20 protein-coding genes are annotated in these 26,840 nt (G+C 65.7%); 5 read left to right on the plus strand and 15 right to left on the minus strand.

The features are described 5' to 3' along the window. Position 1: 1 nt before the first annotated feature. Genes V8J38_RS09200 through V8J38_RS09210 form a run of 3 tightly spaced genes read right to left on the minus strand, consistent with a single transcriptional unit; the run spans position 2 to position 4,305 of the window. Positions 2-985: an ornithine cyclodeaminase family protein gene (locus V8J38_RS09200; RefSeq protein ID WP_338575174.1), complete on the minus strand. Its 984-nt coding sequence runs from the start codon at positions 983-985 to the stop codon at positions 2-4. 23 nt (positions 986-1,008) lie between these two features. Next, positions 1,009-3,123: an amidohydrolase family protein gene (locus V8J38_RS09205; RefSeq protein ID WP_338575176.1), complete on the minus strand. Its 2,115-nt coding sequence runs from the start codon at positions 3,121-3,123 to the stop codon at positions 1,009-1,011. Positions 3,124-3,183: 60 nt separating this feature from the next. Beyond that, positions 3,184-4,305, minus strand: coding sequence for a pyridoxal phosphate-dependent aminotransferase (locus V8J38_RS09210; RefSeq protein WP_338575178.1), 1,122 nt, complete (start codon positions 4,303-4,305; stop codon positions 3,184-3,186). 208 nt (positions 4,306-4,513) lie between these two features. Between V8J38_RS09210 and V8J38_RS09215 the strand changes: the two genes are divergently transcribed. Then, on the plus strand, positions 4,514-4,999 hold the full coding sequence (locus V8J38_RS09215) for an Lrp/AsnC family transcriptional regulator (RefSeq protein WP_338575180.1): 486 nt from the start codon (positions 4,514-4,516) through the stop codon (positions 4,997-4,999). Between the two features lie 14 nt (positions 5,000-5,013). On the opposite strand, the gene V8J38_RS09220 is transcribed toward V8J38_RS09215, so the two are convergent. The 12 genes from V8J38_RS09220 to V8J38_RS09275 form a co-directional block, all read right to left on the minus strand. Beyond that, positions 5,014-6,492 carry a S10 family serine carboxypeptidase-like protein gene (locus V8J38_RS09220; protein ID WP_338575182.1) on the minus strand — a complete coding sequence of 493 codons (1,479 nt, stop codon included), beginning with the start codon at positions 6,490-6,492 and terminating at the stop codon, positions 5,014-5,016. 67 nt (positions 6,493-6,559) lie between these two features. Beyond that, the gene (locus V8J38_RS09225; RefSeq protein WP_338575183.1) at positions 6,560-7,861 is read right to left on the minus strand and encodes an amidohydrolase family protein; all 1,302 of its coding nucleotides are present in this window, start codon (positions 7,859-7,861) and stop codon (positions 6,560-6,562) included. Next, positions 7,858-9,297, minus strand: a complete 1,440-nt coding sequence (locus tag V8J38_RS09230) for an amidohydrolase family protein (protein ID WP_338578616.1) — start codon at positions 9,295-9,297, stop codon at positions 7,858-7,860. The genes V8J38_RS09225 and V8J38_RS09230 overlap by 4 nt, the downstream gene beginning before the upstream one ends. Before the next feature lie 11 nt (positions 9,298-9,308). Continuing rightward, entirely contained in the window at positions 9,309-10,796 is a 1,488-nt protein-coding gene (locus V8J38_RS09235) for a S10 family peptidase (RefSeq protein ID WP_338575185.1), read from the minus strand. Between the two features lie 67 nt (positions 10,797-10,863). Further along, the gene (locus V8J38_RS09240; protein WP_338575187.1) at positions 10,864-13,839 is read right to left on the minus strand and encodes a TonB-dependent receptor domain-containing protein; all 2,976 of its coding nucleotides are present in this window, start codon (positions 13,837-13,839) and stop codon (positions 10,864-10,866) included. Between the two features lie 363 nt (positions 13,840-14,202). Continuing rightward, the gene (locus V8J38_RS09245) at positions 14,203-16,230 is read right to left on the minus strand and encodes a TonB-dependent receptor (RefSeq protein WP_338575189.1); all 2,028 of its coding nucleotides are present in this window, start codon (positions 16,228-16,230) and stop codon (positions 14,203-14,205) included. 148 nt (positions 16,231-16,378) lie between these two features. After that, entirely contained in the window at positions 16,379-17,395 is a 1,017-nt protein-coding gene (locus tag V8J38_RS09250) for an SMP-30/gluconolactonase/LRE family protein (protein ID WP_338575191.1), read from the minus strand. Positions 17,396-17,411: 16 nt separating this feature from the next. After that, positions 17,412-18,629: a PQQ-dependent sugar dehydrogenase gene (locus tag V8J38_RS09255; RefSeq protein WP_338575192.1), complete on the minus strand. Its 1,218-nt coding sequence runs from the start codon at positions 18,627-18,629 to the stop codon at positions 17,412-17,414. Between the two features lie 44 nt (positions 18,630-18,673). Next, on the minus strand, positions 18,674-19,048 hold the full coding sequence (locus tag V8J38_RS09260) for a c-type cytochrome (RefSeq protein WP_338575195.1): 375 nt from the start codon (positions 19,046-19,048) through the stop codon (positions 18,674-18,676). Positions 19,049-19,085: 37 nt separating this feature from the next. After that, a complete protein-coding gene (locus V8J38_RS09265) occupies positions 19,086-19,826 on the minus strand; it encodes an SDR family oxidoreductase (RefSeq protein ID WP_338575197.1) in 741 nt (246 codons plus the stop codon). 66 nt (positions 19,827-19,892) lie between these two features. Then, positions 19,893-20,741: an SDR family NAD(P)-dependent oxidoreductase gene (locus tag V8J38_RS09270; protein WP_346487715.1), complete on the minus strand. Its 849-nt coding sequence runs from the start codon at positions 20,739-20,741 to the stop codon at positions 19,893-19,895. After that, positions 20,734-21,516, minus strand: coding sequence for a GntR family transcriptional regulator (locus tag V8J38_RS09275; RefSeq protein ID WP_338575200.1), 783 nt, complete (start codon positions 21,514-21,516; stop codon positions 20,734-20,736). The genes V8J38_RS09270 and V8J38_RS09275 overlap by 8 nt, the downstream gene beginning before the upstream one ends. Before the next feature lie 277 nt (positions 21,517-21,793). On the opposite strand from V8J38_RS09275, the gene V8J38_RS09280 reads away from it, so the two are divergent. The 4 genes from V8J38_RS09280 to V8J38_RS09295 all read left to right on the plus strand — a co-directional run bounded on the left by V8J38_RS09280 (position 21,794) and on the right by V8J38_RS09295 (position 26,821). After that, on the plus strand, positions 21,794-23,062 hold the full coding sequence (locus V8J38_RS09280) for an MFS transporter (protein ID WP_338575202.1): 1,269 nt from the start codon (positions 21,794-21,796) through the stop codon (positions 23,060-23,062). Positions 23,063-23,146: 84 nt separating this feature from the next. After that, positions 23,147-23,902: an SDR family NAD(P)-dependent oxidoreductase gene (locus tag V8J38_RS09285; RefSeq protein WP_338575203.1), complete on the plus strand. Its 756-nt coding sequence runs from the start codon at positions 23,147-23,149 to the stop codon at positions 23,900-23,902. A 44-nt stretch (positions 23,903-23,946) separates the two neighbouring features. After that, positions 23,947-25,020 carry a sugar phosphate isomerase/epimerase family protein gene (locus tag V8J38_RS09290; protein WP_338575205.1) on the plus strand — a complete coding sequence of 358 codons (1,074 nt, stop codon included), beginning with the start codon at positions 23,947-23,949 and terminating at the stop codon, positions 25,018-25,020. A gap of 25 nt (positions 25,021-25,045) precedes the next feature. Then, positions 25,046-26,821, plus strand: a complete 1,776-nt coding sequence (locus V8J38_RS09295) for an IlvD/Edd family dehydratase (protein WP_338575208.1) — start codon at positions 25,046-25,048, stop codon at positions 26,819-26,821. Positions 26,822-26,840 lie beyond the last annotated feature (19 nt).

A 26,840-nucleotide genomic window follows, 5' to 3' on the forward strand; every position in this document is an offset into this window, starting at 1 on the left:
GCTAGAAGGCAACGACCGTTCCTTCGCCCGTTTCACGCGCCGTCTGGACCAGCCAGGCGGCGCTGGCCAGATCCTGAACGACATGGCCCAGGGATTTGTAGAGAGTGACCTGGGCCTCATCCTGACGACCCGCCAGATCGCCGGCGAACACCTGACCGATCTCTCCGACCACATGGCTGTCGTCCACATGGCCCGTGGCCTTGGCGGCCAGAAACTCGGCTCCCTGCGCCAGAACGCCGGGATGGTAGTCCGCGATGAAGCGGCTGCGCGCCACCAGGTCGGCGGCGATCTCGACCGGTCCGGCATAGCTGGAGCCCACCGCATTGACGTGCGCCCCGTCGGGCACCCAGTCACTGTACAGGATCGGATCTGCAGCCGCCGTGGTCGTGCAGATGATGTCTGCATCACGCACCGCCGCTTCGACATCGGCGCAGGCGGATATGGCCAGACCCAGATGCGCGCCGACCCGGTCCGCGAAGTCCTGCGCCCGCTCTGGCGAACGTCCCCACACGCGCACCTCGCGCAAGGGCCGAACCGCCGCCATGGCCTCGACATGGGCCTCAGCCTGCTCGCCATAGCCGAGAACCGCCAGGCGCGAGGAGTCAGGCCGCGCCAGCGCATCCGTCGCCGCCGCGCTGGCGCAGGCGGTGCGGATGCGCGTCACCTCCCCGGCGTCGACCAGGGCGGCGAGCGTCCCGTCCTGCGAATCAAAGACCGCGATCGCGCCCTGATGCGAAGGACGGCCTTGAGCGAAATTTTCAGGATAGACGCTGACCAGCTTGGCGCCGAAGACCGCGTCCTCGGCTGCCATGGCGCCGGGCATGACGCCAAAGGCGCGCCCCTTGGCCAGATGCACCACGCTGCGCAGCGGCTGCAGGGTGCGGCCGGCCGAGAGGTCGATCATCGCCTGCCGCACCAGCGGAATGCAAACCTCGACCGTCAGGCGACGGAGGACGAAGTCTCGGTCCAGCAACAGCATGGTCATGCCCCTCGCACGCAACCCGCGGGTCAGTGATAGTGTCCCTCCAGCCCTTCGGGGCCGAACAAGGCTGACGGCGTATCCGCCGTTTCTGTCCGCTTCGTCGGCTGGGCGGGCGCATGGATCGTCACCCCGGAAGCAAACGGTCGGATGCCCATCTCAGGATAAATCTCGGCCGGTTGATAGGCCGCTCCGCCCTTCATCACCAGGCGAATGGCGCGGATGGCGTTGATGTCCTGCGTCGGGTCGCCCGGCACCAGGAAGAAGTCCGCCATCTTGCCCCGCGCGATGCTGCCCAGATCCTGATCGCGTCCCATGTAGCGCTCGGGCGTCAGCGTGCTGGCCGTCAGAGCCTCGGCCGGTGTCAGACCCGCCAGGGTGAACAACTCCATCTCGCGGTGAACCGTGAGGCCGAGCGTATCGTCGGTGCCCGGCAACAGGGTCACGCCCGCATCGTGCAGCCGCTTGATGGTCTCCAGAATCTTCTGGAAGCCGCCGCGATAGGCGGCGTCGGCCTCGGGCGTGTTGATATCGACGAAGGCGCGACGGCGATAGCGCTGATAGCCGATCGGCATGTTATCGATGAAGGCGGCGGCCATAGGCGGAATCTCGCCCGCCCGGCTCATCATCAACGTCTCCAGCGTGACGGCGGTGACGTCCAGGGCCGACTTCTGCTCCACCATGGTGCGGATCGTCCGCTGCACCCGCTCGCTGTCCATGTCCAGGGTCGCGCCGCGCGCCATGGCGGTCAGGCGCAGGGGCGTGCGCGAATCCTCGCCCGGCTCCAACAGCCAGCCCAGCATCAGCTGGTTGATGTGCGAAATTTCGTCATAGCCGGACGCCAGCGCCTGATCGGGCGTAACGAAGGCGGGCACGTGACCGGTCACGCCCAGGCCCAGCCGATGGGCCTCCGCCGCCACCGGCGCCACCCACTCAGGATGCAGGGAGTTGTAGATCTTCAGCTGCCAGTAGCCGTGATCGGCGTACCAGCGCACCGCCTCCAACGCCTCTTCCAGGGTATCCGCCAGAAAACCGGTCCGCACAGAATAGGGACTGCGCCCCTCCAGCATGCCGTTACGCACGATGCGCGGGCCGGGCAGTTCGCCGCGTTCGATCTCCCCGATCAGGTCGATCAGCCGCGCATTGTCATTACCCATGTCGCGCGTCGAGGTGACGCCCGCCAGCAGATAGTTCAGCCCGCTCTGGGTGTTGTTGTGAGCGTGCATGTCGTGCAGCCCCGGCACCAGGGTCCCGCCTTCCCCGTCGATCTCATAGACGTCCGCTCGGCGCGGGCCGCCGGTCTCAGGCAGAATGGTCGCGATCCGATCGCCGAAGACGGTGACCTCCGACAGCGGCGACAGGTCGCCCGTCTCGGGCTGAAAGATGCGGACGTTGCGGAAACGGACAGGCGCGTCGAAGGCCTGGGCGAAACGCGACTGGATTTCTCGGATGCGCTGGGTCTCGAGTTCCGCCTGAAGGCGGCGCAGCGCCGGCTCTTCTTCAGCCAGGTCCTCGCGGATCAGACCGCCAAGACCGCCGATCAGATCGCCCTTGTCGTCCAGCAGCAGATAGCTGGGCGCCAGGTTCAGCCCGGTCAGACGATAGACGACGGCGTTCACCGTCCCGCCCTTCAACGGCAGGCGCCTAACCTCCGTCAGGGTGATCCGACCGCCCGGCGCGACGTCCAGCGTCTGTTGCGGCGCGTCCGACAGGGCGTTGGCGTAGAGGGCCAGGCTCCAGGGACTGGCGTCATTGGCGACATAGAGACGGCCTGCCGATACGGGCGCTTCGCCGGAGTCGGCCTGGCTGGTCCAGCGCACCCGATCGCCCGTACGCTCGAAGCGTTCGTTGATCGCGCCGCCGAACAGAGAGGTTCCGTCAATGGTCCACAGCGTCGGATAGCCCTGGGCGTCTAGAACCAGATGCTCCTTGTGCTTGGGGCCTCGGCCGTTGTTGTCGACATGATAGTCGATGCGAACCTCGTCCTGCTCGCGGTCAACGACCATCCAGCCCACGTTTTCTCCACCGGCCACGACGTTGTAGCGAACCGTCTCGGCCCAGGCCGACGGCAGGGCCAGCGCCGCCCAGGATACGGCGGTCGCAGCCAGAATGCGCCAGGCGGAGCGGCGGTGAGACAGTTTCATGGTCAGTTTCCTCCAAGTCCTCTCGGCTCTTTGCGGCCTTTTCAATCAGGGTTTCGTCGGTCAGCGCTTCAGCGCTTCATGAAGACGGGACAGCCCCTCGTCCATCAGCTCCGGCGACAGACCGATGCCGAGCCGCATATATCCGGGCAGGCCGAACATCTCGCCCGGAGCCGTGACCAGGCCGTCTTCGCGCCACAACCGCTCGGCCAGAGACAAGGTGTCCGCATGGCGGACGACGCGCGGAAAGGCCATGCAGCCGAACTCCGGCATGGCGCCGTCCAGCAGGCCGTCGGCGCGCATCGCCGCCAGGTGATGTTCCAGGATCGGCCGCCGCTCGGCCAGAACCGTTCGCCAATGCGCCTCGAACGGGTCGGGGTTTTCCAGGATCAGGGCGCTGACGGAGTGGGTCAGCTTGGAGACGCCGAACTCACGCGTGGCGTTGACGGCGGCGATCCGTGCGGCCGCCGTCGGATCAGCGAGAATCCAGCCGCAACGCAAACCATAGAGGCCGAAGACCTTGGCCAGGCTGTTGAGGCGGACGAGATTGGGCGCTGCGGGCAGGCTCACAACCGCCGGCCGGGCGAAGTCCGCATAGACTTCATCGATCACCAGCCAGGCGCCCTTTTCCGCCGCCGCCCGCGCAAGGTCCAGCACAGTCTCTTCGCTCAGGCGTCGTCCCGACGGATTATGCAGGTTGGTGATCACCGCCATGCGCACGCCCGGCGCGAGCGCTTCGCGCAAGGCGTCCGCCGTCAGATCGAAGTCCGGCGCCGCGCGGACCAGCGGCATGGCGACGCCGCCCGCCGCTTCGGTCAGGCCGCCCAGAACATCGAAGCCAGGCGTCTCGATCAGAACCCCGTCACCCGGCTGGATGAAAGCGGCCAGAACCTGACTCAGCCCGTTGGCCACTCCGGTTGTGGTCAGCACGGCTCGCTCCGGCGCGCCGTATCGTGCGGCGACCGCCGAGATCAGATAGGAATTCCCTCGCCCGAAAACGCTCGTGTAGCGGTCGGTCGGTCGCCCATCGAAAGCGCCTGCAACCAGAGCCGACAACAGGGCCGTCGGCTCCTCGATCGTGCTTTCGAACAGCAGGCGCGCATCCGCCTGCAAGGGCATCAACCGGTAGAGATTCCGGCTCCATGCGCTGTAGCTGGCGCCGTTATACAGGGAGGGTGAGTCCACAGCCGGCCGCGCGACGCTTTCAGCGCCCTTGGCGGAGGCGGACAAGGGATTGGTCGGCATCCTCGGCCTTGGCGTTCAGCGGGAAACCAGCCCGTTCCCATGTCCGCATCATATCCTCGGGCTTGGCGGGCGATCTTTGCGTTTGTCAGCGCAACCCCCTCTATGCATGAATAGACAATGCAGGCTTTGAGGAGAGGGAGCGAAATCAATGTCAGCCGCCTTGGACGCCATCGACGTACGGATTCTAGAGCAACTTCAAAGGGACTGCTCGATCTCCACCTCGGAACTGGCCGAGCGGGTCGGCCTGTCCCAATCGCCCTGCTGGCGGCGCATTCAGCGGCTGAAGGACGAAGGCTACATCAAGGCTCAGGTGGCGATTCTGGACGCCGAGAAAGCCGGCTTCCAACTGCACGTCTTCGCTCAACTGAAGATCAAACACCTCAGCGAAGAGGAACGCGAACGCTTCCTGGCCGCCATCGAGGCCACGCCGGAAATCGTCGAATGCTATTCAATCCTTGGCGAGCGCGACGCCATGATCAAGGTGATCGCTCCTGACATCCGCTGGTATCAGGACTTCATCTTCCGCAAGATCCTGAAGCTGCCCGGCGTCGAGGACATCAACTCGACCGTCGCTCTTTCGGAGATGAAGCGTTCGACCTTCTTGCCGGTCCGTCACCTCGCCAAGGCGAGCTGAGGCGAGCGTTCGGTTCACCAGGCGCTCATCGCCTTCGCATAGAAGCGACGCAGATGATCCGTCGCCTCGGCGCGGGCATCGGGGTCGGAAAACACCGCATGGCCGGCGACAAAGACCCGATGATCGAAGCGATCCGACGGCAGGTCGGCGGCCAGATAATCCTGCACGGGCCGCGCATAGGGAATGGTCAGGTCGTAATAGCCCGCCATCAGCGTCACATGCAGCCGATCATCACGCCGCATCAACTCGGAAAAGAGCGCGGGGATCATCACCGGGCCGCCGCTCCGGTTCCAGTTCCACGCCCGATTGGCGTCTATCGATAGACGGACATAGCCGTTGACCGGTCGATAGCCGATCTCCTCGCGGAACAAGGCCTCGACCGCTCCAGTCTGGTCGTAGGTCAGCGTGTAGGGCGAGGTCGAGGGATCGTCATAAGGCGGGCTGCGCCGCTCGGTCACAGCGCGCGACGCCTTGGCGCGGCTGTCCGATCCGCCGATCCGTATGCCCTGGTCGGCCAAAAGTTCCCGCGTGAACAGGGCGGCGGGAATTTTCAGGCCGTTGTCCAGAATGAGCGTCTCGTCCAGGCCTGTATAGGCGGACAGGGCGCGCGCCATCTCGCGGCGAGACGCTTCGGCCAAGGCGTCGCCCTCGGCCAGGGCGTCAGCATAGGGGCCGCTGGCGAAGGTCCAGGCCTGATCCGCGAGTTGCTGCACCGACATCGCCACATAGGCGCCCTGGCCATGGTGACGCGCCGTCGCCGCCAGGGTGGGCAAGGCCCGGACCGCGGCGTCATATGTCTTGCCGCCCGGCGCCTCCTCGCGCCCCGCCATCGTGGAGGGCGACACCAGGGCGACCCCGGCCAGACGCGGCGCGGCGTTCATCGCCGCCAGGCGTTCCGCGACCAGCCCCACCCGAACGCCAGCATAGCTCTCGCCTACCAGAAAGACCGGCGCCCCTTCCCGCCCATGCGCGCTCAACCAGGCCAGAATGAAATCGGTGATCGCCGCCGCGTCCTCGTCCACGCCCCAATAGGCCGACGACGCATTATCCCCGAAGAAACGCCCATAGCCGGTGCCTGGCGCATCCACGAAAACCAGGTCCGTCGTATCGATCAGGCTATCCGGGTTGTCGACAAAGCGATACGCGCCGCGCGGATCGGCGCCCGCTGTGATCCGAGGAGCCAGACCTTCGCGCAGGGCGATGGTGGCGCCGCCCGGCCCGCCGTTGAACAGGAAGGTCACCGGGCGCGGCTCCACCGCCTCGCCGACATATGACACGGCGGACAAGGTGGCTCTGGCGCGCCCCTGCGGGTCGCGTAGCAGGGTCTCCGACGCCTCCGCGACGTAGGGCAAGATCCGTCCCCGCACCGTGACCGTTCCGCGCGTCGAAGCGGAGGCGGGAACGAAGGGGTCGGCGGCCTGAGGTTCGCTGCTGGCCGAAGTTTGGCCCTGGGCCTGGGCCTGAACCGGGGCGGCCAAAGACAATGCGGCCATGCACAGCCCCGCCATCAGGACCGCGGCGCGATGTTTGCAAAGCCTCATGCCCAGAACTCCAAGATCGTCAGTCAGCGGTCAGGCGGCCGATGTAACGGTCGCGCAAAGCCCGGTTCCGGGCGGTCAGGGGCTGCTCGACGCCGCGGATCATCACCATGCGGGCGACGCTGCTCGTCTCCAGAGGATCGCCGCTCCACAGCACCAGGTCGGCGTCCTTGCCCGGTTCGATCGAGCCGAAGCGATCGGCGAAACCGAAGATGACGGCGGGATTAATCGTCACCGCTTCCATCGCCTCGTTCCAGCTCAGTCCATGCCGCACCGCCCGCCCGGCGATGAAACGCGGCGTACGGATCAGGAAGACGATACGCGCAACCGACGGCTTGAAGGCGATCTTCACGCCCGCTCGGCTGAGGATGGCGGCGTTGTCATAGGTGGCGTTCAGGCTGTCGAAGGTGAAGGCTTGATTGTCCTCGCCGTTCAGCACCACGGGAACGCCGGCGGCGGCGATGCGGTCCGCCACCATCCACCCCTCAGCCGCGCCCGACAGGATCAGCCTGACGTCCTGCTGCTCGGCGAAGTTCAGGATGTTGACGATGTCGGACGCCCGCTCGACCTCGACCAGCAGGGGCCGCTCGCCCCGCGTCACGGGAGCCAGGGCCTGCAGGTCCAGTTCGGACACGGGCGCATGCTCCAGACGCGCCCGATCGAACGCGCGCGGATTTCGGTCATAGGCGCGCACCAGATCCAGCACCTGCGCCAGACGCGTCAGCAAGGCCCCGCGCCCGCCGCCCGCCGCCGCTGCGCCCTGAGCCCCAGCGTTCATCACCACGGCTGCGCCCGGCCGGACCGTCAGCTCATAGCCCTGGCTCAGATGGATGACAGAGGCCTGCCCGCCGAACAGCCGCGCCGAACCGTCGCTCGCCCGGCCCGGCGCATTGGGGGCCAGCACGGCGCGGGTCACGCCCTCGATGCGGGCCTCGGGAATCTGGGGCGAGTTGGGATTGACGTCAGCCAGAACATCAAACCCGGCGCCGAGATCAGGCGCGGTCGAGCCCAGACCGCCCCAGCCGCTTCCGATGGTGTCGTTCAGCCCCAGAGGAGTTATGGCGGCGACCAGGCCGGGCGTCAGGATCATCCCCTCCCCGTCGATCACCCTCGCCTCCGTCGGCACGGCGATATCCCGCCCCACCTCGGCGATGCGCCCGTCGCGCACAACGACGACGCCGCGCTCCAGATCCCCCTCAGGCCCCAGAGAGACGACACGCGCGTTGACGACCGCAACGGTTTCGGCGTCGGCAGCCATTGGCGCGCCCAACCCGACCAGTATCGAGCCGACGCACAGCAGGCAAAGAATCCGCGAGCCGCTCATCGCGGCGCCTCCGCCACTTCTGGGCGCCGCACGTGTCCCAGCTCGAAATCGGAACGGGGCGCGGCTGCGGACGCGGCGCGATCGTGGACCTGCGTCCCATCCATGAAGACCAGATCGGGCGCCGAGTAGACGCTGAACGGATCGGCGTTCCACACGATGACATCGGCGATCTTGCCCGGCTCCAGCGAGCCGGTCCGATCATCCAGCCCCAGGACGCGCGCCGGATTCAGGGTGATCCAACGGATCGCCTGCTCCGGCGTGGTCTGCAGGCCCGCCTCGCGCCCGGCCGTCATCGCGCGGCCGGCCTCATGGTTCAGGTGCTGCATCAGCATGACGTCGTCGGAGTGCAGCGCCGCGACGCCGCCCGCCGCCTCGATGAAGGCGGCGTTCTCCATGATGGAGTCATAGGCCTCCATCTTGTAGCCGGACCAGTCCCCCGCCCAGGTCACGACCGGTACGCCCTCGCGGACCAGTTCAGGCGCGATCTTGAAGGCCTCCAGCGCGTGATGGAAGGCCGCGATGCGGAAACCGAACTCATGCGAGAGATCGATCATCTGCAGCATCTCATCGGCGCGGTAGCAATGGATGTGCACTGGGATATCGCCCTTCAGCGCGCCTGCAACCGTCTCAAGCGTCAGATCGCGACCAGGCGGATCAGCGCGCTCGCCCGCCGCCGTCTTGCGACGATAGGCGTCCCAGCGCGCGGCGTAGGCGGCTGCGGCGATGAAGGTGTTCCGATAGCCCATCATGGCGCCCGCGCGTGTGCCGGGCTTGCCGGCGCCGCCGCTGGACGGGTTCTCGCCGCAGGCCATCTTCAGGCCCTGGCGAGCGTCGGGGAACTTCATGGCCTGCGGCGACAGCGCCTCGACATTGCGCAGCACGACCGTGCGGCCGTTGAACATGTTCGACGAGCCGGGAAGGATCTGCATGGTCACGACGCCCGCAGCCAGAGCGCGCTCGAACATCGGATCCTGCGGCCAGACCGAATGTTCGACCCAGACCCCGCCGGGATTCGGGCCGTTCTCATTGCTGGAGTCGCCGCCCGCCGCGCCGGGGCTGGAGCCGGCCCCGATGTGGGCGTGCGGGTCGATGATGCCCGGCGTGACCCAGCGCCCGGCGGCGTCGATGACGCGGGCGTCCGTCGGCACGGCGACATCGCGGCCCACCGCCTCGATGCGCCCCTCGCGCATCAGCACCGTTCCGCCGTCGATGCGCGGACCGGCAGCCGTAAGGATCACGGCGTTGATAATGGCGGTCGGCGGAGCCTGCAGCGCTCGATAGGTCGATGGATAGGCCGGCGGATCAGCGTAGGGATCCAGTCCTCTCGCCACCGCCGGGAATGATGCGGGCGACGCGACTGCAGGCCCCTCAACCTGAGCCGTCGCGCCGCCCGCCGCGGCTGCGCTCAGCGCCGCAAGACCCAGAATCCGCATCATCCCCCTCACGGTTATCTTCCCGCGATGAAGGCGCGCAGATCCTGGGCCATGGCCGTCCGGGCGTCCGGATTGCTGTAGGTCATATGGCCGCCCTCATATTCCTTCAGCACGATACGGTCGCGCGGATAGGCGGCCTGATCGGCCAGATAGCGGGCGGCGCCGATGGTGGTGGTCGTGTCGAACACGCCAGTCCCCAGCATCAGGCGGAAGCGCGGATTGGCCGCCATCGCCCGCTCGACGCCTCGATCATAGAAGTAGTCGTCGAAGGGGCCGCCCGCCCCCTCGGTCGGCTCATAGCCCCACGGTCCCGGCCGAGGCGCCGATCCGCGATAGTCCGACATCGACAGGCGCACGCCCAGGTTCTCGGTCATATGGCGCGCCAGCAGGGGCGCGACCATGGCGTTGACCTTGTTGTACGGGTCGGACGGCCGTTCGCCGGCGCGCGGCGCCGGACCGCTGTAACGGGCGTCGTACATGCCCAGGATCAGCCCCTGATCCTTCAGCAGCTCTACGCAGAAATCCATCTTGGTGATGACCAGACGGTTGGCCAGGTAATAGTCGACGGAAATGCCGGTCAGGGTCTGGAGCCGCTCGGCCGTCGCGCGCCGCTCGGCCGCCGTCAGCTGATTGCCGCGCCGCAGGGCCGACAGATAGTCGGCCATGGCGAAGGTCCAGGATTCTTCGATCCGGGCCTTCAGGTCCTCGCTGCCGGGAATGCGCTTGTGGAAGGCTGCGATCGCCGTCAGCGCCGGCAGGTTGACCGCATAGGAGACGATATTGCCCCGACGCTGGCTGGTCTCGATCATGTTCAGCGCCTGTCCCATCAGGGCGACGCCATCCAGCGGCAGGCTTTCGCTCAGCAATCCGGCGGTCAGGGCGGCGCGCAAGGTGCCGTAGCTTTCTCCGACCAGATATCGGGGCGACCCTGCGCGTCCAGCCGCCGTCAGCCAGGCCTCGATGAAGCCCGCCGTCATGCGAGAGTCCGCTCCATCGGAATAGGCGGCCTTGCGGTCGGCCTCATCGACCAACCGGCTGAATCCCGTCTCGGGCGGATCGATGAACACCAGGTCCGCAACGTCCAGCAGGGAGTCTGCATTATCCAGCAGGGCGTAGGGTTCAGGGACGTCCGCGGTCACGTCCCGAGGCGGGTCATACCGCTTGGGTCCGAAGGCCCCCATGTGCAGATAGGATGAGGCGACGATCGGGCCGCCGTTGAAGAAGAACAGGACCGGCCGGGTCGCATCGACCGGTTCGGCCGCATAGGCCGTTGTGACGAAACGCGCGGCAGGCCGACGTTCGGCCGCCGCCACCAGCGTCTCCTCGACCGTCGCGGTGTAGTTCAGTGCGCGGCCGTTGAAACGGCCCTGATGACGCGACACGAAGCGGATCGGTTCTGTCGACTCCGGCCGCGTCGTCTCCTGCGCGATCGCCGCCGGTGCGACGCCGGCCGATAGGGCCAAACCCGCCAGAAGCGACCGCCGGCTGGGAGCGAGGGACATGAGTTTCTCCAGAATTACGGCCTGTTACGACAGGGAGGCGGCGCCTGCGGACGCCTCCCCTATCGCATCAGAAGCGGGCGTTCACCCCGACGAACAGCTGACGCCCCAGGATGTCGCCATAGTTGCGCGTGGGGAAGGACGGCTGCTCATCCGTCAGATTGGTGACCCCGGCCCGCAGCGTGTATTTGCCGAAGTCGTACAAAGCTGAAACGTTGTGACGAATATTGGCGTCGATATCGGGCGTCGGCGTCGACTCGATCGTATCGAACCGGTTGACCTTGGTCTTGGGCAGATAGGACATCGAATAGGTCAGGCGCAGCGGCCCGCGCGCATAGCGCACGTCATAGCGCGACACCCAGTCAGGCGAGGCCGTCGTACCATCGGTTCGCAGGTAGTCGAAGCCCGTGACCGAGGTCTCCAGCAACGCCGTATGGGTGATTTCGGCGTTCAGCTCCAGCGAGCCGTAGTAGCCGCCCTGGAACCAGTCATCCAGGCTGAAGCCGTAGTTGATGTTGTAGACCTCGCCTTCATACCGGACACGACCGGCGTTGAAGGTCGTCGAGATCGCCGTCGCGACATGCCCCTGGTCATTATAGGTGAAGGTGTCGCAGGCGCTGCTGCGCTCGCTGGAGTCGAAGCAGGTCGCCATGAAGTCCACCGGTGCGAACGGCGAAAGCCCGTCCTTCAGCTCCACTTCCACCCGGTCCGCCACGATGGTCAGGCCCGGAATGAATCGCGGCTGCAGGATGACCCCATAGGTGGTGGTGTCCGACAGCTCGTTGCGCAGGTCCGGATTGCCCCCAGAGGTGATCATGACGTTGTTGAAGTTCTCACCCGGATCCTGAAAGCCTTCCAGCGGCCCCCAGCCCGGATTGGCGGCGAACAGGGCCTCGCAGTTGGCGCGGCGGACAGCGGGATTAGGCCCGGTGGCGATGCGGTCGGCGTCGCAGGGGTTGCGAGTGATGGACCCCAGGCTGGTGGTCGACGGGGCGAACAACTGGTTCAGCGTCGGCGCGCGGAAGTTGCGGCTGCGCGATACGCGAACCGTGACGCCGTCGACCACGCCCCAGCGCAGACCGGCGCCCCAGACGTTCTCGCGGCCGGCGATGGAGTTGTCGACGACCCGATAGGCGCCGTCGAGCTCCAGCGACTGGACGAACGGCAGGGTGAAGTCGCCGCCCAGGACGGGGATCAGCAATTCGGCGGAGAACTCATTGGTGTTGTAGTCGCCCGAGGTCGGGACCGATTTCGCGCCCGATCCCGTCAGGCCCTGCTGGCCCGCTTCAGACGGAGTGAAGGCGGCGTCCTCGGCGCGATACTCATAGGCTAGAGAGAAACTGACCGGACCGGCCGGCAGTTCGAACATGGTCCCGCCAAGCGTCGCCAGGAAGTTGTCCTGGGTGTTCTCATAGGTCTCGCCTACGCGCACCGACACATAGTCGCGCATGGCGTCTGTCACCGTGCCGGCGCCGAAGATGTTGATCGGCACGCAACCGGCGTCGTCGTTCGAGGGATCGGCGTCGGCGTTGACGGCGCAGACGACCTGACCGCCCTGGTTCACAGCGTTCACAGCCTTCTGCATCCGCTGCGTCCAGACGCCCCATCCGGACCGTTCACCGTCCACCTGCGCACGGCTGTAGGACAGGCTCCAGTAGAAGTTGCGATCAGCGAAATCGAAGTCGCCTTCCAGGCCGATCTGGCCGCGCCAGACATCCGTCGCGTGGACGAACTCACGCGTCGGCACGGCGTCCGCCCATTGCTTGGACAGGAACAGAGGCGCGCCGGCTGCGAAAGCCGGGCTCGCCGCTTCCAACTGGGCGCGCGCCTGCGGCGTCAGGAAGGCGTTGTTGCGCGTGAAGGTCAGGACCCCAGCACCGGAGGCGGCGTTGTTCAGAACCGTATTGCTGCCTCCCTGGGTGCCGAACGGATCACGACCTTCCGTCTGGGCATAGGTGAACTCGCCGGTCAGGCGCACCCGATCCGTCAGATCGAAGCGGCCGATCAGACTGGTGTTGAACCGCTCCACGCCTGAGTAGAGCGCCGCAATCTCGCGATAGTCCCAGCCGTCTCCACCAGAGGCGAAAGGCACGCCGTAGATCGTTCCCGTGTCATAGCCGACCACGCTCTGGCCATCGGCCGCGAACTGGGTCGGCGCGCCGCCGATCTGCAACAACATAGCCGGAACCGGCGCGGGCGTGGTGTAGATCACCCCGTTGTAATTGAAGGGCCAGAACCGCCCATGAAGGATTTCCTTCAAGGCCGGAATGCCGTCATTTGGGCCCGTATCTGCGGAATTGCTGGTGGTCAGCCGCGCCAGATTCGAGATCGGGCGATCGTAGCTCAGCAGGGAATCGCTCTCCGACCACTCGATGCTGCCGGCCAGGTTGGCTCGCCCGTCCAGGAAGTTGCGGCCGGCCGTCAGGCGCAGGCTGCTTTGCGGATAGTCGCCACGCCAGCTCAAGCCGTACTGGGCGTCCAGCTCCAGGCCGTCGAAGTCGTCACGCAGCACATAGTTGATGACCCCGGCGATCGCGTCCGACCCATAGACCGCCGCGCCGCCGGCCTGAACCACGTCGACACGCTTCAACAGCCCCACCGGAATGATGTTGGTGTCCACCACCCGATCACCCATGCCCTGGGCCGTGGTGACGAAACGGCGCCCGTTCACCAGCGTCAGGGTGCGGCCCGCCCCCAGGCCGAACAGGTTGGGAAACTGTTGCCCGCCGCCCGACTGGGCGCCGCTGCCGTCCGCCATCGGCGTGGACGGCACGACCGACGTATTCTGATTGAGGGCCTGCCCCGCCTGGACATAGCCGCGCTCATTCAGAACCTCGCGATCAACCGCCACCAGCGGCGCCGACGTCGAAGTGTCCGCGCGCCGGATGCGCGTACCCGTGACGACGATCTCTCCGACTTCCGATATTTGCTCGCTGTCGGCCAGGTCCGCCGTCTGAGCCTGAACGCTCGTCGAGGTCAGCAACGCCGACAGAGCCGCCCCGACCACGGTCGAGGCCATCAGCGCCCGTTTCGATAATTTATTCACGATCCAGTCCCTCCCGACATGGGCGCAAGGGATTCCCCGATCCCTCATTTATGTGAAACTTAGGCTGGGTCGGGTGGTTTGTTGTTTCGTTTTGTCGGAAGCCGGCGCCGCTGACCGAATGATAATGCCGCCGCGTCTCGAAACTGCGATTAAATAATGTGTTTACGCTCCTCGCATAGGCGCGCCATGCGAGGAATGACTTCGGCAGGAAGTCGTCCTGGCAGGATCACGACACCCTCTTCCGCGCAAAGATCCTGTCGGACCGCGATCCTTCAGCCGGCGAAGCTGAAGGAATGACAGCGTCAAACCAAGATGGAATGCCCTGGCACCACCCCAAGGCATAGATCCTCACAGTGTCTTCGCTTAATATTCCATTCGCAGGCCCAGGGAGAGGGTGCGGGGCGGGGCGTAGCCGGCGACGCCGCCGGCGGTTTCGGAGACCTCGACCTCGGCGTCGAACAGATTGTCGGCCGCCAGCCACAGCACGGTGCGTGCGCCGGCGCGCCATTCGGCGCGGGCGTCCACGGCGACGGCGGCGTCCAGCACGCGGCTGTTCAGATCGTCCTCGAACCGCTTGCTCTCATAGCGGGCCTGGACCGCCAGGCCGAGCCGGTCCGACGCCTGCCACTCCACCCCGCCGACGACGCTCCAGATCGGGGCCTGGGCCGGACGCAGTCCGGTCAGCTGAGGCGCCGCCGAGCCGCCGTCCATCCGCGCATCGGTGAGCGACAGGGCGCCGTTCAGATGCAGCCCCTGGCGCAGCGTCTGGCGCGCCGTCAGCTCGATCCCCGTCGCCTCGATGGTCCCGGCGTTCTGGCGCTGGCGCAGCACCCCGCCGGCGGGGACGAAGCCCGCGCGGGGGAAGGTCCCCGGCCCCTCGGCGATGGTGACGTTGACGATGGCGTCCTCGATCCGGTTCCAGAACAGATTGACGCCCAGGGCCGAGATCGGCCCCTCGAAAGCCAGCCCCGCCTCGACCCCCTGCAGGGTTTCGGGGACCAGCGCCGCATTGGCCTCGGTCAGGTCGTTGCCGACGCGGAACGGCCGGTGCAACTCGTTCAGCGTCGCCGGACGGAAGCTGGAATAGGCCGCCGCCCGCGCCGCCCAGCCGCCGCCCCAGCCGCGGCCGATGAAGCGGCGCGCCGCCAGCCGGGCGCTGACCACCTCGCCCGAACGGTCGGGGTCGGTTTCGTCCAGCGTGGGCAGGCCCGTCTCCCGATCCCATTCGCGCCGCCGACCGTTCTCGTTGCGCCAGCCGTCCAGGCGCAGGCCGCCGGCCACCAGCCACAGATCGTCGCTCCAGGAGCCCTCGCCGTAGAGACCCGCCACCGAGGTCTCGCCGCCCGCCGCGCGGTCGCGGGTGAAGGCGCCGTTCATGAAGCGGAAGCGCTCGCGCGTCTCGCCCTCGTTGAAGCGGGCGTCGGCGCCCAGCTCCCATTCCAGCCGCCCTCCGGCGACGTCCCTCGTCGAGCGACGCAGGGCGGCGTTGACGCCCCAGCCGGTCGCCGGCGTCTCATACTGGTCGTTGGCGGGCGTGGTCGTGCTGCGGTCCGCCGCCACCGCGACGGAGGTGTTGGCGAAGTCGCTCTCTCGCCGCCAGACCTGCAGGCGCCAGCCATAGCGCCCCTCCTGCGCCCGCCGCGCCGCCGTGGCGGACAGCAGGTGGCCGCTGGCGCTGGATCGCGCCCCGGCCAGCCCCGAGCCGCGCTCTTCGTCATAGGCCGAGGCGCGTAGCGACACGCTGGCCTCGCCTGCCGACGCATCCAGCCGCATGGCCGCCGCACGGGCTTCCAGGTCCAGGGGCGTGTCCGCCGCCCCGGCCGCCGCTCCGCGCACGGGCCTGTAGCCGTCGCTGGTCTCGTAAAGCGTCGAGGCCGTCAGCCGCGCCCGACCGAGGTCCAGGCCCCCTGATCCCGCCAGGCGCGCCCCGCCCCGTTCCGACACCGAGGCCGACAGCACGCCGCCGCGCTCACGCTCGCGCAGCTGGATCACGCCGGTCAGGGCGCCCGCGCCATAGGGACCGGCCCCCGCACCGCGCACGATGTCGAGGCTCTCCAGGCTCTCGGTCGGCAGTTGCGACCAGATCACCCAGCCGCCGAAGGGATCGTTCATCGGCACGCCGTCCAGCGTCACCAAGGTCCGCCCCGCCCCCGACGGCGCGATGGCGCGCAGGGAGATCCCTTGCGTCGTCGGATTGGCCGCCAGGCTGGACGTACGCCGGAACAGGGACACCGCCGGAACGCTCGCCAGGGCCTCGTCCAGGCGCGCCGACCTCGCCAGCGCCGCCTCGTCCAGCCGAATGACCGAGAACGCCGCCTCCCCCGCCGCCGCCGGCAGACGCGCCGCCGTCACCACAACCTCGTCAACGACAACCGGCTGAGACTCAATCACCTGGAACCCCCCTCAAACTAAACACAAGACGACGGCGACGCGTGGGAAAGGCCATCAATCGCTGCCTCGATATCGGTGGCTCTGTGCAGAGTACGACCAAGGGCCGCTCGGCGCGTCATGCTCGCATCCCTGGTCGGGCCAAGCTCCCTCAACTCCGGCTTTGCGCCATGAGCTTGCGCGCTTTCGTCCGAACTCGAACCACAGCATGATTCGACGACATGTAGAGATGACCGTCTGCAGCCAGCTCACAGTTGGAAATGACCGCATCGGACGTGATCACGCCGAGGCGTTGATCGCCTTGAAATATGGACAGGCCGTCGCGGCTCGACGCCCATAGGAAGCCCTGATCATCGAATTTGAAGCCGTCTCCGCCTTGAACGCCGGAGACCTGCCGGTCGATGTGGGTCCGGCGCGGCCCGGGCCGCCCGGCTTCATCGAGATCCCAGGCCACCCATCCAACCCGATCCGTCGCGAAAAGCGTTCGACCGTCCGGCGACAGACCGATCCCATTCGGCATGACGCCGTCATCAATCAGCGTCACGCTGTTGTCCGGCGCCAGACGAAACACGCCTGTAAAGCTCATTTCACGACGCGGAGAGTCGTGCCCGCCTTCCAGGCCGTAAGGCGGATCCGTGAAATAGATCGACCCGTCAGCCGCCAGCACCAGATCGTTCGGACTATTGAAGCGGCGACCTTCATAGTGGGTGCACAGCGGAATTTTTTCACGGGTTCGCAGATCGATCCGAGCGACCGATCGATTGCCGCAGTCAGCGACCACCACGCCTCCGCGCGCCAGGATGAGCCCGTTGGTGCCCGGTTCTCGCAGACCCGGATCCTCGCCGCCTTCATAGCCTGAAGGGCTGCGCCAGATGGAGCCGCCCTCGGCGGACGACCAGCGGTGGATCGCGTTGCCGCGCACGTCTGACACCAGCAGATATCCGTCAGCCCCGCCGACCCAGCATGGCCCTTCGCTCCAGATCAGCCCATCCAGCACCTTCTCCACTACAGCGTCCGGATCGATCAGAGCGTCCAGCGCAGGGGCCAACCGCCGCACCCCGCCGACCACCGGAAAGCTGGCCTCTTCACGCCTAGAGGCCGCCGCTCCGAGACAACCCAAGGCCCCTGCGGCCGCCAGGAATACACGGCGATCCATGGAATCCATCATGTTGAAGCCTCCACTTTCAGGGGATTGGCGTCAGCTTGAGCAGGGAGGCGTCGCTGGAGCCTTCCGTCAGCACCCACAGGGCGCCGTCGGGACCGACCTCGACATCACGCAGGCGCTGCTTGCGCTCGGTCAGCAACCGCTCTTCACCTACGACCCGGTCCCCATCCAGCGTCAGCCGCGCAAGATGCCGACCGGCAAGACCGGCGATGAACAGACTGCCTTTCCAGGCAGGCGCCGCATCGGAGTCGTAAAAGGCCATCCCGGACGGGGCGATCACCGGATCCCAATAGTAGATGGGCTGGAGCATCCCCTCCGCCTGGGTGATCCCGGCGCCGATCGTTTCACCGGTATATTCGATGCCATATGTGACGATCGGCCAGCCGTAGTTGCCGCCGGATTCTGGAATGTTGAGCTCATCCCCTCCGCGCGGACCGTGTTCGTTGGTCCACAATCGCCCTGTGACCGGATGAATGGCTGCGCCCTGCACGTTGCGATGGCCGTAAGACCAGATTTCCGGCCGCGCGCCCGCCACGCCGACGAAAGGGTTGTCGGGCGGAACACCGCCATCCCGATCGATCCGCACCACCTTGCCCAGCAGGCTGTCGAGTTGTTGCGCCTGCGGTCGTCCCTCCGGGACATACCGCTCGCCGGTCGTGACATACAGCCGGCCCTGGCGATCAAACGCCAGACGCCCGCCATAGTGCTGGCGGGAATCCAGCTTCGGCTGTTGACTGAAGATGATCGTCAGGTCTTGCAGCGATGGAGCATCTCCGTCTTCGGACAGGCGCGCGCGCGCTACGGCCGAACCCGTCAGCGGCGGCTCGCCCGGCTGCGAAAACGTAAAATAGATCAATCCATTGATGGCGTAATCTGGATCAAGAACCACATCATGCACCCCGCCCTGATCACCGATGTCGACGGCGGGAACGCCTTGGACGGGTGCGGATACCTCACCCTCCGACGTAATGATGCGCAAGGTGGTGCGCTCGGTGATCAGCAGGCGGCCGTCCGGAAGAAAGGTCATTCCCCACGGCTTGTTCAGACCCGTCGCCACCTGCTCGGTCTCGAATCTCACCCCCGCCCGCATCTCTGGCGCTCGAGTCTGCGCCTTAAAGGCGGGCTCCAGGGCGGCGGCGTTTCTCGGACGAGTCTCCAACGATGTCGAAGGCTCTCCAGCCGCCGGTTGGACCGCCCCCGACAGGATGCCGGCAAGGCCGATCAACAGAAAGCGCATGGCAAATTCCGGAATAGCGAGAATGAAAAAGGGCCGCTGGCGGCCTACCGCTGGGTCTGCAGATATCGGATGATCTCGGCGCGCTGCGCGGGCGACGGCGCGACGATGGACATCTTGGTGCCAGGCACGGCAGTACGCGGAGCGGCCAGGTAGAGCTCCAGATTAGCGACAGTCCACGTCCGCCCCCACTCTCTCAGAGCCGGGCTGTAGTTGTACCCCGGCGCCGTGCCGGCCTTCCGGCCCACCACGCCCTGAAGCGCCGGCCCCATACGGTTCTGAGTTCCCTGAACCGTATGGCAAGAACCGCACCGCTGGCGGAACAAGGCCTCGCCGGACGGAGATGTCTGAGCCGAGGCGGCGTTAGCCGAAACGGTCAGAGCGGCTACGACAAACCCGATCTTCAACACTGACGTCAGCATCACTAAAGCCTCACATTATCAAGGAGAAAACAAGGAATTACAGACTCATGCCGCCGTCTATGATCAGGGTGTGGCCCGTCATGAAATCGGCCTCGCCGCTGGCCAGCATGACCGCGATGCGGGCGATTTCCCGGGGGTTTCCGATCCGTCCCATGGGCTGGCGGGCGGTGAACGCGGCCAGAGCCGCAACCGGATCCGCCTGCGCCGCCATTCGCTGATGCAGCGACGGGCTTTCGACGGTTCCGGGACAGATGGCGTTGCAGCGGATTCCATCGGCGATGAAATCCATGGCGACGGACTTGGTCAGACCGATTACGGCGGCCTTCGTCGTCGCATAGACGAAACGGTCCGGCGCCGCCTTGATCGATGACACGACCGAGGCGATGTTGATGATCGTCCCATCCTTCCGTTCGCGCATGCGCGGCAAGAAGGCCTTGATGGTGTTAGCCATGGAGCCGACGTTGATACGGAAACTTCGGTCCATCTCCGCAGGTTCGTGATCGAGCACCGTGCCTGCCGCGACCACGCCTACGCAATTCACCAGCACCGCAGTCTCTGGATAGCGGCCCGCCAGGTCGGCGACTGAGACCGGGTCGGTGACGTCCAGCAACGCGCTTGTCACGCCCGCCGCCGCCGTCCATGTCACTAACGGCTGCTCGGACAAGTCGACGGCGATCACCGTCGCACCCTCGGCCGCCAAAGCCTCGGCGATCGCGCGGCCAATGCCTTGCCCAGCGCCCGTCACCACGCACGTCTTATCCGTCAAACGCTTGGTCATCTTCGCTCGTTTCATGATGTGGCTTAGAGGAGCGAGGCGGTTCGTCGCTCTCGCCCGATCAGGGCGTCAGGCAGCGAACAGGTTCGCGCCGCCGTCGACTCTGAGCACTTGGCCGCTGACGAAACGGCTCTGTTCGGAGGCCAAAAAACCAACTACGTCGGCGATCTCCTCCGCTACGGCATAGCGGTTCAGAGACGGCCCCTCCTCCATCATGATCGGATCGACCGTGCGCGTAGCCAAAAAACGCGCGGTCTTGGCCGGGCCAGGACTGACGGCGTTGACGCGCACCCCTGACGTCCTCAGCTCGGCGGCCAGGCACCGGGTGTAATGCACGACCGCAGCCTTGGCGCAGGCATAGGCCGTCTCATTGGCTGCCCCCATGTGGGCGGACACGGTCGAAATATTGATGATGGTCCCAGCCTGCCTCGCAGCCATGCCCGGTGCGACAGCGCGGCTCATCAGCATGGTGCCGATAAGGTTTCGATTGACGATCGCCTGAACGTCTTCGAGCAGAAAGTTGAGCGCCGTATTCGGATCCGGCTTTCCGCCCTGGGCGCCGATGTCTCCGCCGGCGCAGTTGACCAGAATAGTGATGGGGCCCAGAGCCGCCTCGGCCTTGGCGACCATGGCCCGCACCGCGTCTTCCTGAGAAATGTCGCCAGTGACGGCCACGGCTCGGGCGCTGGGCGTCGTCATGGAGTCCGCAACCGCCGTCAGATTGGGGAACTCTCCATACTTGGCTGGCGCGTCCTCCGAAATGTCGTGGACGGCGAGATCGGCGCCCAGCGCCATTAGAGCCCGCCCTATGATGTGGCCCAACCCCCGCCCCGAGCCTGAAACAAAAGCGACCTGCCCCTCTAGCGGCCCCCGAGACAGCGAGGATTCGACGGCCTCAGTCGCGAACGCGTCATTCATTCTTCTTCCCCTTGTCAGTTTTGATTTTTCCCAGCGCCTGATGCGTGGGAGCGTCGGATTTCGAAGGCGCGACGCCTCGTCCCTCCAGCGTATGGCTCGCGTAGCGATCCGGGTTCTCGTAGCCCGTCCGCAGGTGCGCGATCACAGCGTCCTCGGGCGACACTTCGGATCGCCCCAAAGCCACGTCCAACAGTTCCCGATGGTGATGAAGCCGCCACTGCTTGGTCTCGACGCTGGCGTTCTCCAGCGCCTTGTGCGCGAACAGAACGGTAGCCAGCGCATCCAGCGCCTTGACCAGATAGGGATTGCCCGACGCGCGCCAGACTTCGCGGTGGAAGGCCAGATCCAACGCCGCCGCTTCCATCTCGGCGCCCTGCTCCCAGGCCTCCATCTCATTGACCAGAGCGGTTAGACGGGCGGCTTCCTCCGGCGTCATGTGGATTCGGCACAGCTTCAGCGCTTCAGCTTCCAGGACCACGCGAAGGCTGTTGATTCGCTGGACATCCTCTTCTTCCAGCATCGTCACGAACATGCCGCGACGCTCATGATTCATGACCAGCCCCTGCTCCTGAAGCGTCATCAGCGCCTCACGAATGGGAATCCGGCTGATTTCAAAATCACGGGCCAGCTTGCTTTCATTCAGGCGATCACCCGGCTTGTACCGGCCGGCGATGATGGCGTCCCGTAGCCGACGCAGAACGTGCGCCTTCAAGGTTGGCGGCGCAGTTTCCTTTTCATAATCAACGCTCATACCCGGGGATTTCACCTGATTCATAAAAGCTCTCCGCTGAGTTTATGGTGAAACGAGCACCCGCTCCTTCCCCGTTGACCTCACCGAATACCGCACTTAGTATACAGTTTAGTGGCCTGATGGAAAGAGGGCGAGAGACCTCGATCGTCACTGCGAACTAAAAAATTTTCGAACTCAATGCCTCAGAATGGCGCAAGGCGCACCCCCTTCGGAGCGCGGCCCGCCATCTGCGAGAACATCAGCACAACCTTGATACCTGGGGAGGGGATTTCATGAGCAGGTGCGACAAGAATGCAAAGACATGGGCGATGCGCCCATGATGCGCCCGACCAAGGCCCGATTGGGCGTCGTCGGCTTCGCCGTCACCCTGGCCATGCTGGCCTATATTCAACGCGTCGCCATTTCACAGGCCGCCTCGCCCATGTCGACCGAGTTGGGTCTCGACAAGGGACAAATGGGCTGGATCTTCGGCGCCTTCGCCCTGTCCTACGCCCTGCTTGAAATCCCTATGGGCGCCTTGGGCGACAAATTCGGCGTTCGTCGGGTTCTAGCTCCGCTGGTGCTCATCTGGTCCGCCTTCACGGCGCTGAGCGGCGCAGCCTGGAATTTCACCTCCCTGCTGGTCATGCGCTTCATCTTTGGCGCCGGCGAAGCGGGCTGTTTCCCCAATCTGACCAAGATGCTCAGCGTCTGGCTGCCTCGCCGCGAGCGCGTCCAGGCTCAGTCGCTGATGTGGGCTTGTACACGCTGGGCCGGGGCGGTGACGCCTCCCATAGCATTGCTGATCATCACAGCCGTCGGATGGCGCTGGGGTTTTGCGGTCTTCGGCCTGCTGGGCGCCCTGTGGGTCGCCGCCTTCTGGTTCTTTTTCAAGGACGATCCCGCCAAGCATAAAGGCGTCAACGAGGCCGAGTTGCAGTTGCTGGAGGGCTCGCGCGCCCTGGCCGAAGAAGGCGGCGGCGGCTGGTCGAAGATCTTCACCGACGTCAACGTCCTGCTTCTCGTGATCCAGTACACGGCTTTTTCGTTCGTCTGGTATTTCTACGTCACCTGGCTGCCGACCTATCTGATCGAAGCCTGGGGGCTGACTTTCGCCCAGGCAGCCGGCTACGCCATCCTGCCCCTGCTGTTCGGCGGCTTCGGCGCCCTGATCAGCGGCATGATTCCAGCCCGCATTCCGCGCCGCGCTATCGCCCTGTTCGGTTTCGTGGCGACAGCCGCCCTGTTGTTCACCGTCACCAAGATGCAGAACGCCATGGTCGCGATGGTGCTGATGGCGCTGGCCAGCTTCTGCAGCGATCTGACCATGCCCATTTCCTGGAACACCTGTGTGGAGATCGGTCGGCGCTACACCGCTACCGTGGCCGCCACCATGAACATGTTCAGCGGGCTGGCCGGCTTCGCGGCTCCGGTTCTGGGCGGCTACATTCTGTTGTCCGAGAGCCGGAACTGGAACGCCCTCCTCTACATGATGGTCGCCGCCGCCTGTATCTCGGCCGTCTGCTGGCTGTTCCTGAATCCTGACAGGCTGGCTGAAAAGAACGCTGAGATCGACGGCTCGAAGAACTGACCCCTGACGCCGCCCGGCCGTCGGGCGGCGTCTCACGCGAAACGAACGCCGCGCATCATGGCGCAGCGTTCAGGAGTAAGAACAATGCATATCGACTTGGCCGGCAGAACAGCCGTCATCACCGGCGGCAGCCGCGGCCTGGGTCGGGCGATGGCCGACGCCCTGGGCGGCGCCGGCGCGGACCTGGCTCTGATCGCGCGTGATCAGAGCATGCTGAACAAGGCCTGCGCCGAGTTGGCCGCAACGGGCGTCACGGTGCAGGGCTTTGTCGCCGACGTCACCAACGAGGCCGATGTCGCCCGCGCCGCCCAACAGATTCAGGACGCCTTTGGTCACCCGCACATCCTGATCAACAACGCCGGCAATAATGTCCGCAAGCACCTGCACGAACTGTCGCTTGAGGATTTTCGCAGCGTCATCGACGCCAGCCTGACCTCGACCTTTCTGATGTCGCGAGCGCTGACTCCCGGCATGAAGGGGCGCGGCTATGGCCGGGTCATCAACATGACCTCCATGCTCAGCCACATCTCTCTGCCGGGTCGCGTCCCCTATTCTTCGGCCAAGACCGGCCTGCTGGGGTTCACGCGCTCCCTGGCGTTGGAGTTGGCCGACCAGGGCATCACCGTCAACGGAATCAGCCCCGGGCCGTTCGGCACGGACCTGAACAGACCCGTGATGGAGGACCCGACCGCCAACGCGCACTTCCTCGCCAATCTGCCGGTCGGACGGTGGGGCAAGGTCGAGGAGATCGGCGCCCTCGCCTGTTACCTGTGCTCGGACCTGGCGGGTTTCATCACCGGCACGGATATCGTCATCGACGGCGGCTGGACCACCAAATAGCGCGCCTGATCCGAGGCGAGCTCACAACAACGTAGGGGCAGGACATGGCGACGAGACGACAGTTTCTGGGAACAATGGCTTCGGCCGGCGTGGCGCTCTACGCGGCGCCTGGCCTGGCGCGGGGCTATGAGGAAGTCGAACTGCCCCCGAAGTCGAAGATCGGCGTGGCCAGCACCGCCATGGCCATGCATCTGTCCGGACTCGGCGCGGCGCCTGCGATGCGCGACGATCCCGTGCGCTACATCGAGTATCTGCGCTCCCTGGGCGCCGGCGGCGTCCAGCACGCCATCCGAAAGGACCTGCGGCACGCTCGCGCCAAGCTGGAAGAGCTGGGCATGTTCTATGAGGGCGAGGCCGCCCTGCCCGCGCATCCTGACGACGACCTGAGCGCATTCGAGAACTCCATGCTTCAGGCCAAGGAGTTGGGCGCCAACTGCGTTCGCGCCGTCAGTCGCCAGCCCCCCGGCGGCAACCGCCGCTATGAGACCTTCGCCACGCTCGAGGACTATCGCGCCTGGGAAGCCCAGGCCAATGCGGTGATCGCGAAGGTCATGCCCATTGTCGACCGCATCGGCGTCGGCCTGGCGCTAGAGAACCACAAGGACCGCACCGCCGACGAACACCTGGCGGTCCTTCAGCGCTACTCCAGCGAACACCTCGGCGCCCTGATCGACCCCGGTAACAACATGTCGCTGATGGAAACCGCCCAGGAGACCGTCAACAAGCTCGGCCCTTACGCCATGGCCAATTCCATGAAGGACATGGGGGTCGCCCCCTACGCCGACGGCTTCCTGCTGTCAGAGGTGCGTTTCGGCAAAGGGATCAACGATCAGAAGGCCCTGTTCGAGATCATGCGGAGCCACAATCCGCGTATCAATTTCGTGCAGGAGATCATCACCCGCGATCCGCTCGAAATCCCTGTCCTGACCGAAGGCTATTGGAAGACCCTACCGGGCATCGGCGCCGAAAGACTGGCGGCCTTCATGGCCAATGTCCGCGCCAAGGCCTCGGCCCTGCCGGTCATCACCGGCCTCAGCCCACAACAGAGACTGCAGGCCGAAGAGGACAACAACCGCAACACCTTCGAGTGGGCCATCGCGCAATTCGGCGCCGCTTGATCAACCTTCAGCTCGAAAGCCCAACATGTCCGCCCGAACTCCCAAACGCCCTTTCCGGTCCCGCGAATGGTTCGCCGCGCCCGAACGGGCCGACATGACCGCGGTCTATCTGGAGCGGTTCATGAATTCAGGCGTCACGCCTGAGGAGCTGCGCAGCGGCAAGCCGATCATCGGCATCGCTCAGTCCGGCAGCGATCTGGCCCCCTGCAACCTGATCCATGTTCAGCTCGCCCAGCGCGTCAAGGCGGGCATCCGCGACGCGGGGGGGATTCCGATGGAGTTCCCGGTTCATCCGATCTTCGAAAACTGTCGCCGACCGACGGCGGCGCTGGATCGCAACCTATCTTACATGACCCTGGTTGAGATCCTGCATGGCTATCCGCTGGATGCGGTGGTCCTGACCACAGGCTGCGACAAGACTACGCCGGCCGGGATCATGGCCGCCTCGACGGTCAACATTCCCGCAATCGTCCTGTCCGGCGGCCCCATGCTGGACGGCTGGTTCCAAGGCAAACAGGTCGGTTCAGGCACAGTCATCTGGCAGAGCCGCCGCCGCCTGGCCGCCGGTGAGATCACCGAAGAGGAATTCTTCGACGCTGCGACCGCGTCCGCTCCGTCGCTGGGCCATTGCAACACCATGGGCACGGCCTCAACGATGAACGCCATCGCCGAGACGCTGGGCCTGTCCCTGCCGGGGTGCTCCGCTATTCCAGCGCCCTATCGTGAACGCGGCCAGATGGCCTACCGGACAGGTCAGCGCATTGTCGAAATGGCCTATGAGGATCTGCGGCCGCTCGACATCCTGACGCGCGAAGCTTTCCTGGACGCCATCGCCCTGACCACGGTCGTCGGCGGTTCCACGAACGCCCAGCCCCATATCACCGCCATGGCCCGCCACGCCGGGGTAGAGATCACCAGAGAGGATTGGGTCGAACACGGTTTCCCGTTGCCTCTGATCCTGAACATGCAGCCGGCCGGCGAGTTTCTCGGCGAGCGCTTCTACCGGGCCGGCGGCGTCCCCGCCATTCTTTGGGAGCTCCAGAACGCTGGAAAACTGCACGGCGACCGGATCACCGTCAGCGGCCGCAACCTCAGCGACGCCCTGTTCGAGACCCCTGACCGCGAGATGATCCGCCCGTTCGACCAGCCGCTCAAGGAGAACGCGGGATTCATCGTTCTGCGCGGCAATCTGTTCGACTTCGCGATCATGAAGACCAGCGTCATCTCTGACGAATTTCGCGAACGCTTCCTCCGGAACCCCGGCTCCGAAAACATCTTCGAGGGCGACGCCGTCGTTTTCGACGGCGCTGAAGACTACCATCACAGGATCAACGATCCGGCGCTGGGCATAACGGAGTCCTCGATTCTGGTGATCCGTGGCGCAGGCCCTGTCGGATGGCCCGGCTCAGCGGAAGTGGTCAACATGCAGCCGCCCGACGCCTTGCTCAAGCGCGGCGTCAACAGCCTTCCCGTATTGGGCGACGGCCGGCAATCGGGCACTTCCGACAGCCCGGCCATTCTGCACGCCTCGCCCGAAAGCGCAGTCGGCGGCGGTCTCGGCTGGGTTCGCAGCGGCGATCGCATCCGCATCGATCTGAACACGGGCCGCTGCGACGCTCTGGTCTCAGATGAAGAAGTCGCCCGGCGACGCGCAGGCCCCCTGCCCCAGGGTCCCGCCAGTCAGACACCCTGGCAGGAGATCTCCCGCAACCTGGTGGGCAGCCTGGCAGACGGCGGATGTCTCGAGACAGCCGTCAAGTACCGCGACGTGGCCAAGACGACGCCACGTCACAACCATTAAAGATCAAAGCTTAGGGGTA

The organism is Brevundimonas olei (assembly GCF_037055245.1).
Taxonomy (GTDB): domain Bacteria; phylum Pseudomonadota; class Alphaproteobacteria; order Caulobacterales; family Caulobacteraceae; genus Brevundimonas; species Brevundimonas olei.